3 protein-coding genes and 1 pseudogene are annotated in these 5,967 nt (G+C 69.2%); all 4 read right to left on the bottom strand.

The window, feature by feature from the left end; genetic code table 11:
• Positions 1 to 2,633, bottom strand: a 2,633-nt coding sequence (locus tag G3N94_RS38850) for a nitrate reductase (protein ID WP_205799505.1), incomplete at its 3' end; no start/stop codon positions are given.
• Positions 2,630 to 3,031 (bottom strand): nitrite reductase (NAD(P)H) small subunit, encoded by a 402-nt coding sequence (locus G3N94_RS38845; RefSeq protein WP_205799504.1) that lies wholly within the window; start codon positions 3,029 to 3,031, stop codon positions 2,630 to 2,632. The genes G3N94_RS38845 and G3N94_RS38850, both read right to left, overlap by 4 nt.
• A gap of 47 nt (positions 3,032 to 3,078) precedes the next feature.
• Complete coding sequence (gene nirB / locus G3N94_RS38840) at positions 3,079 to 5,544, bottom strand: nitrite reductase large subunit NirB (RefSeq protein ID WP_205799503.1); 2,466 nt, start codon at positions 5,542 to 5,544, stop codon at positions 3,079 to 3,081.
• A gap of 268 nt (positions 5,545 to 5,812) precedes the next feature.
• Positions 5,813 to 5,967 (bottom strand): annotated as a pseudogene (locus tag G3N94_RS38835) (glucokinase); the annotation flags it as partial.

Genomic DNA, 5,967 nt, shown 5'->3' with positions numbered 1-5,967 from the left:
CGCGCGGGCGCGGCCTGCAGCGGCACGCGCCCCGCGAACAGCAGCATCCGGCCGATCGCGCCGACGCTCGCGCCGCTGTCGACGTAGTCGCGCAGCACGGCTGCGCTGTCCTCGGTCGCACCGGCCGCGCCTGACACCGAGAACGCGGTCAGTGCGCCGTCGACGACGCGCACGCGGCGGCCCGTGCCGCGCCGCGCATCGCCGTAGCTCATCACGTCGGCCGCGTGCTCGGGCAAACCGAGCAGCGCCTCGACCTCGCGCTGCAGTTCGACGGGCACCGGCTCGTAAGCGGCCGCGCGCCACGCGAGTCCGCCGTATGCGTCGGTGCCGAATGGCACACAGCTCGCATACGGGAACCGCGCGAACAGCGCGCGCAATTGCTGCTGCCGGCTTAGCAGCTCGTCGGCCGGCAGCCGCGCGGCGATCAGCCAGCGCCACGGCAGGTCGGCCTTCAGCAGCTTGATCGCCGCGTGCTTCAGTTCCGGCTGGCGCGAGTACGGATCGAGCACGGGCGACGTCACCGTATTGACGCCCGCGCCGACGCGATTACCCGCAACGCCGGACACGAACTCGTCGCCCCAGTGCATCGGCGTGAACGCCTGGCCGGGCGCGATCGCGTCGTCGGCGCGCGCGGGCAGCAGCATGCTGCCGCGGCGCGACGTCAGGTGCACGAAATCGTGCGCGCCGACGCCGAGCCGCGCGCAGTCGCCGGGATTCAGGTCGACGGTCGGCGCCGGTGCATGCGCGAACAGCTTCGGCACGCTGCCCGTGCGGCTGCAGCCATGCCACTGGTCGCGCAGCCGGCCCGTCGTCAGTGCGAAGCGGTAGCGCGAATCGACGGCTTCCGCGACCGCCTGGTACGGCGTCACGATGAAGCGCGCGCGGCCGTCGGCGGTCGGGAAACGGCCGTCGGCATAAAGGCGTGAGGCGCCACGCGCCGCGCCTGCCGGAAACGGCCATTGCTGCGGGCCGTCGGATTCGAGCAGCGGCCATGACAGCCCGCCGATGTCGCAATCGCGTCCAGTGGTCGTCGCGCGATGCTCGTTCCACACCGCTTCCGCATCCGCGTACGGAAACAGCGTCGCACGGCCCGGCGCGAGCCGCGCCTCGAGCCGGCGGCCGACCTCGGCGGCGATCTTCCAGTCCGCGCGCGCATCGCCGTGCGGTTCGACGGCTGCGCGCACGCGCGAGATGCGCCGCTCGGAATTGGTGACGGTGCCGTCCTTCTCGCCCCACGTCGCCGCGGGCAGCAGCACGTCGGCGTACGGTGCGGTGCCCGTGTGCGCATACGCGTCCTGCAGCACGACGAATTCCGCGCGCGCGAGCCCCGCGCGCACGGCTGCCTGGTTCGGCAGCGAATGCGCGGGGTTCGTGCAGACGATCCACACGGCTTTCAGGTCGCCTTCAGCGAGCCGCTCGAACATCTCGACCGCGGTGAGGCCCGGCTGCGCCGGCACGTCGTCGACGCCCCACAGCCGCGCGATTTCCGCGCGGTCGTCCGGGTTCGCGAGGTCGCGGTGCGCGGAGCCGAGCGTCGCCATCCCGCCCACTTCGCGGCCGCCCATCGCGTTCGGCTGCCCGGTCAGCGAGAACGGCCCCGCGCCCGGCTTGCCGATCTGCGCGGTCGCGAGATGCAGGTTGATCAGCGCGACGTTCTTGTGCGTGCCGTCCGCCGACTGGTTCAGCCCCTGGCAGTACAGCGACAGCGACGGGCCTTCGGCGAACCAGCGCGCGGCCTTCACGATGTCGTCGGCGCGCAGCCCGCAAACCTGCGCCGCGACGGCCGGCGACCATTCGCGCACGCTGTCGCGCACCGCGTCGAAGCCGTTCGTGTGCGCGTCGATGAACGCGCGGTCGACCGCGCCGTCCCATACCAGCACGTGCAGCATCGCGTTGAACAGCGCGACGTCGGTGCCGGGCTGCAACGCGAGGTGCAGCGTCGCGTCGCTCGCGGAATCGGTGCGGCGCGGATCGGCGACGATTACCTTCAGCGCCGGATTGCGCTCGCGCGCGGCCTCGAGCCGGCGGTACAGGATCGGATGTGCGAACGCCGGGTTCGCGCCGGCGATCAGCACCGTGCCCGCGTGATCGAGATCGTCGTAGCTGCACGGCGGCGCATCCGCGCCGAGCGATTTCTTGTAGCCGACCACGGCCGAGCTCATGCACAGCCGCGAATTCGAATCGATGTTGTTGGTGCCGATCAGGCCCTTCGCGAGCTTGTTGAAGACGTAATAGTCCTCGGTCAGCAGCTGGCCCGAAATATAGATGCCGACCGCATCTCGGCCGTGCTGCTCGACGATCCGCGCGAAACGCGCGGCGACGTGGTCGAGCGCGTCGTCCCACGACACGCGCTCGCGCGCCGCATCGCGCGAGCGCCGCAACTCGGGATGCGCGGCACGGGTCTGCGCATAGCGCTCGGGCGCGGCGGTCAGGTGCAGCGTGCTGCCCTTCGAGCACAGCCGGCCGAAGTTCGCCGGATGATCGGGGTCGCCGCGCACGCCGACGATCGCGTGACGTCCGTCGGCGTCGGCGCGCGTCTGGATGATCACGCCGCAGCCGACGCCGCAGTAGCAGCACGTCGAGCGGGTTTCCTGCAGATCCGGCCTGTCCTGCGTCGCTGCCGCTTCTGTCATGCATCGTGCCCCGGTTCGGCGCACGCGGGCGTGGCGGGCGCGTCGTCGTCGCCGACGGCGAGCGACGCGAGTTCGCTGCGCTTGAGCAGCACCGCGTCACCGTCGCATGCGACGCTGAACACGGGCGTGCAGCCGTCATCAGGCGGCAGCGCGCAGCCGTTGCCGAACGCGACGTTGAAGCCGTGCAGCGGGCAAGTCACCTGTTCGCCATGGACGATGCCCTGCGACAGCGGGCCGCCGCGATGCGGGCAGCGGTCGAGCAGCGCGAATACGCGGTCGCCCGTGGTGCGGAACAACGCGACGGGCGCGCCCTCGGCCCGCTTGACGACGCGTGCGCCGAGCGGGGGAATGTCGTCGATCCGGCAGACCGCGATCCAGTCGGGTTCTAAAGTGGACATCGTTCGGTTTCCTGGCTTTCCTGGCTATCCTGGCTATTGCGCCGGCATCAACGGCCGGCCGTCTCGACTGCGATCGGCGTGAACTGGCGCAGGTCGACCTGCGCGTCGTCGGTGTCGTGCCACGGGTCGGGTTCGTCCTTCAGCGCGAACTGCAGGCGCTCCCACAGCGCGCGGCGGTTATCGGCATCGTCGAGCACGCGCGCCTTCACGTAGTCGAGGCCGACGCGTTCGAGGTAGTGCACGGTACGCTCCAGATACCAGCCTTCCTCGCGATACAGCTGCAGGAACGCGCCCGCATATTCGAGCACTTCGTCGTGCGTCTTCACCTTGCAGAAGAACTGCGCGACTTCGGTCTTGATGCCGCCGTTGCCGCCGACGTAGATTTCCCAGCCGGAATCGACGCCGATCACGCCGACGTCCTTGATCCCCGATTCCGCGCAGTTGCGCGGGCAGCCGGACACCGCGAGCTTGACCTTGTGCGGCGCGTACATCCGCCACAGTGCGCGTTCGAGCTGCTGGCCCATCAGCGTCGAATCCTGCGTGCCGAAGCGGCACCATTCGGAGCCGACGCAGGTCTTCACGGTGCGCAGCGCCTTCGCATACGCGTGCCCGCTCGGCATCCCGAGATCGTGCCAGACGCCCGGCAGGTCCTCCTTCTTCACGCCGAGCAGGTCGATGCGCTGCCCGCCCGTGACCTTGACGGTCGGGATCGCATACTTGTCGACGACGTCGGCGATGCGGCGCAGCTCGTCGGCGGTCGTCACGCCGCCCCACATGCGCGGCACGACCGAATAGGTGCCGTCCTTCTGGATGTTCGCGTGCGCGCGCTCGTTGATGAAGCGCGACTGCGGATCGTCCTTCGCGTCGTGCGGCCACGTGCTGATGCAGTAATAGTTGAGCGCCGGGCGGCAGGTCGCACAGCCGTTCGGCGTGCGCCATTCGAGAAAGTGCATCGCGGCCGGCACCGACAGCAGCTTGTGCTCGCGGATCGCGGCGCGCACTTCGGAGTGCGTGCGATCGGTGCAGCCGCACACGGGCTTCGCCTTCGGCGACGCTGAATAGTCGCCGCCGAGCGTCGACATCAGGATCTGCTCGACGAGGCCCGTGCACGAGCCGCACGACGCGGACGCCTTCGTGTGCTTGCGCACGTCTTCCAGCGTGAACAGGCCCTTCTGCTTGATCGCGCCGACGATCGTGCCCTTGCAGACGCCGTTGCAGCCACACACCTCGGCGGTGTCGGGCATCGCCGCCGCATGCGTGACGCCGCTGTGCCCCGTGTCGCCGAGGCTCGTCTCGCCGAACATCAGCGTGTCGCGGATGTCCGTGATGTTGCGGCCCTCGCGCAGCAGCTTGAAATACCACGCGCCGTCTGCCGTGTCGCCGTACAGGCATGCGCCGACAATTTTGTCATCCTTGATGACGATCTTCTTGTAGACGCCCGCGAGCGGATCGGACAGCGTGATGTCCTCGGTGCCTTCGCCGCCTAGGAAATCGCCTGCGGAATAGAGATCGATGCCCGTCACCTTCAGCTTCGTCGACGTGACCGAGCCCGCATAGCGGCCGATGCCGAATTCCGCGAGATGGTTCGCCGCGACCTTCGCCTGCTCGAACAGCGGCGCGACGAGCCCGTACGCGATGCCGCGGTGGCTCACGCATTCGCCGACCGCGTAGATGCGCGGATCGTAGGTCTGCATCGTGTCGTTCACGACGATCCCGCGATTGCAGTAGAGGCCTGCGCTTTCCGCAAGCTCGGTGTTCGGCCGGATGCCGACTGCCATCACGACGAGATCGGCGTCGAGCGTGTCGCCGTCCGCGAAGCGGATCGCGCGCACGCGGCCGCCACCGTCCGCGCCGTCGCCTTCACTTTCACCTTCGAGCGCGGCGGTCTGCCTCGACATCAGGAACTTCAGGCCGCGCGCTTCCAGCGACTTGCGCAGCAGCTCGCCCGCGGTCGCGTCGAGCTGGCGCTCGAGCAGCGTTGGCGCGAGGTGGACGACCGTCACGTCCATTCCGCGCACCTTCAGGCCGTTCGCCGCTTCGAGGCCGAGCAGCCCGCCGCCGATCACGACCGCGTGGCGATAGCGCGACGACGCGTCGATCATCGCCTCCGTATCGGCGATGTCGCGATAGCCGAGCACACCGCCGAGCCCGATCCCCGGGATCGGCAGCATGAACGGATTCGAGCCGGTCGCGAGCAGCAGGCGATCGTACGGCGCCTCGGTGCCGTCGTCGGCCACCACGACCCGGCGCACGCGGTCGATCTTCACGACCTTGCGGCCGGTCAGCAGCTTCACGCCGTTTTGTTCGTACCACGCATAATCGTTCAGCACGATCTGCTCGAGCGTCTGCTCGCCGGCCAGCACCGGCGACAGCAGGATCCGGTTGTAGTTCGGATGCGGCTCGGCGCCGAACACCGTGACGTCGTACAGATCAGGGGCCAGCTTGAACAGCTCCTCGAGCGTGCGCACGCCCGCCATGCCGTTGCCGACCATCACCAGCTTCATCTTCCGCATTCCGACGTCTCCTTGACCTTCAGCGTGCGGGGTGCCCCGCATGTCAAGTGAACAAAAAGCAAGCGGCATGCCACCGGCGTTGCGGCGCGGCATCGCGCGTTTCGGGTGCGTCGACGCGCACCGCGTTCATGCGCGGCGCGAGTGAAATTGGTGCAATACAGCACAACTCGGTGCACGGGGTCGGGTGACTTCGCCGGCACCGTGCGCAGGGGCGGTGCATGGCGGCGCACCACCGCACCACGCGTCAGCCGCTTTCGCCCAGTGCGCGGGCGAGCAGCCGAGACACACCGGCAAAGGCCGGATGCGGCGCGGTGATCACGAACGTCGGAATCCGCGCAAGATAGCCGGCAAAGCGGCCCTTCGCCTCGAAGCGCGCGCGAAACGGCGACGCGTCGAACAGCGCGCCGAGACGCGGCACCACGA

This window comes from Burkholderia sp. Ac-20353 (genome assembly GCF_017104785.1).
Classification (GTDB): domain Bacteria; phylum Pseudomonadota; class Gammaproteobacteria; order Burkholderiales; family Burkholderiaceae; genus Burkholderia.
Note: the sequence above shows the minus strand (reverse complement) of the source record. Positions and strands in the feature narration are given on the sequence as shown.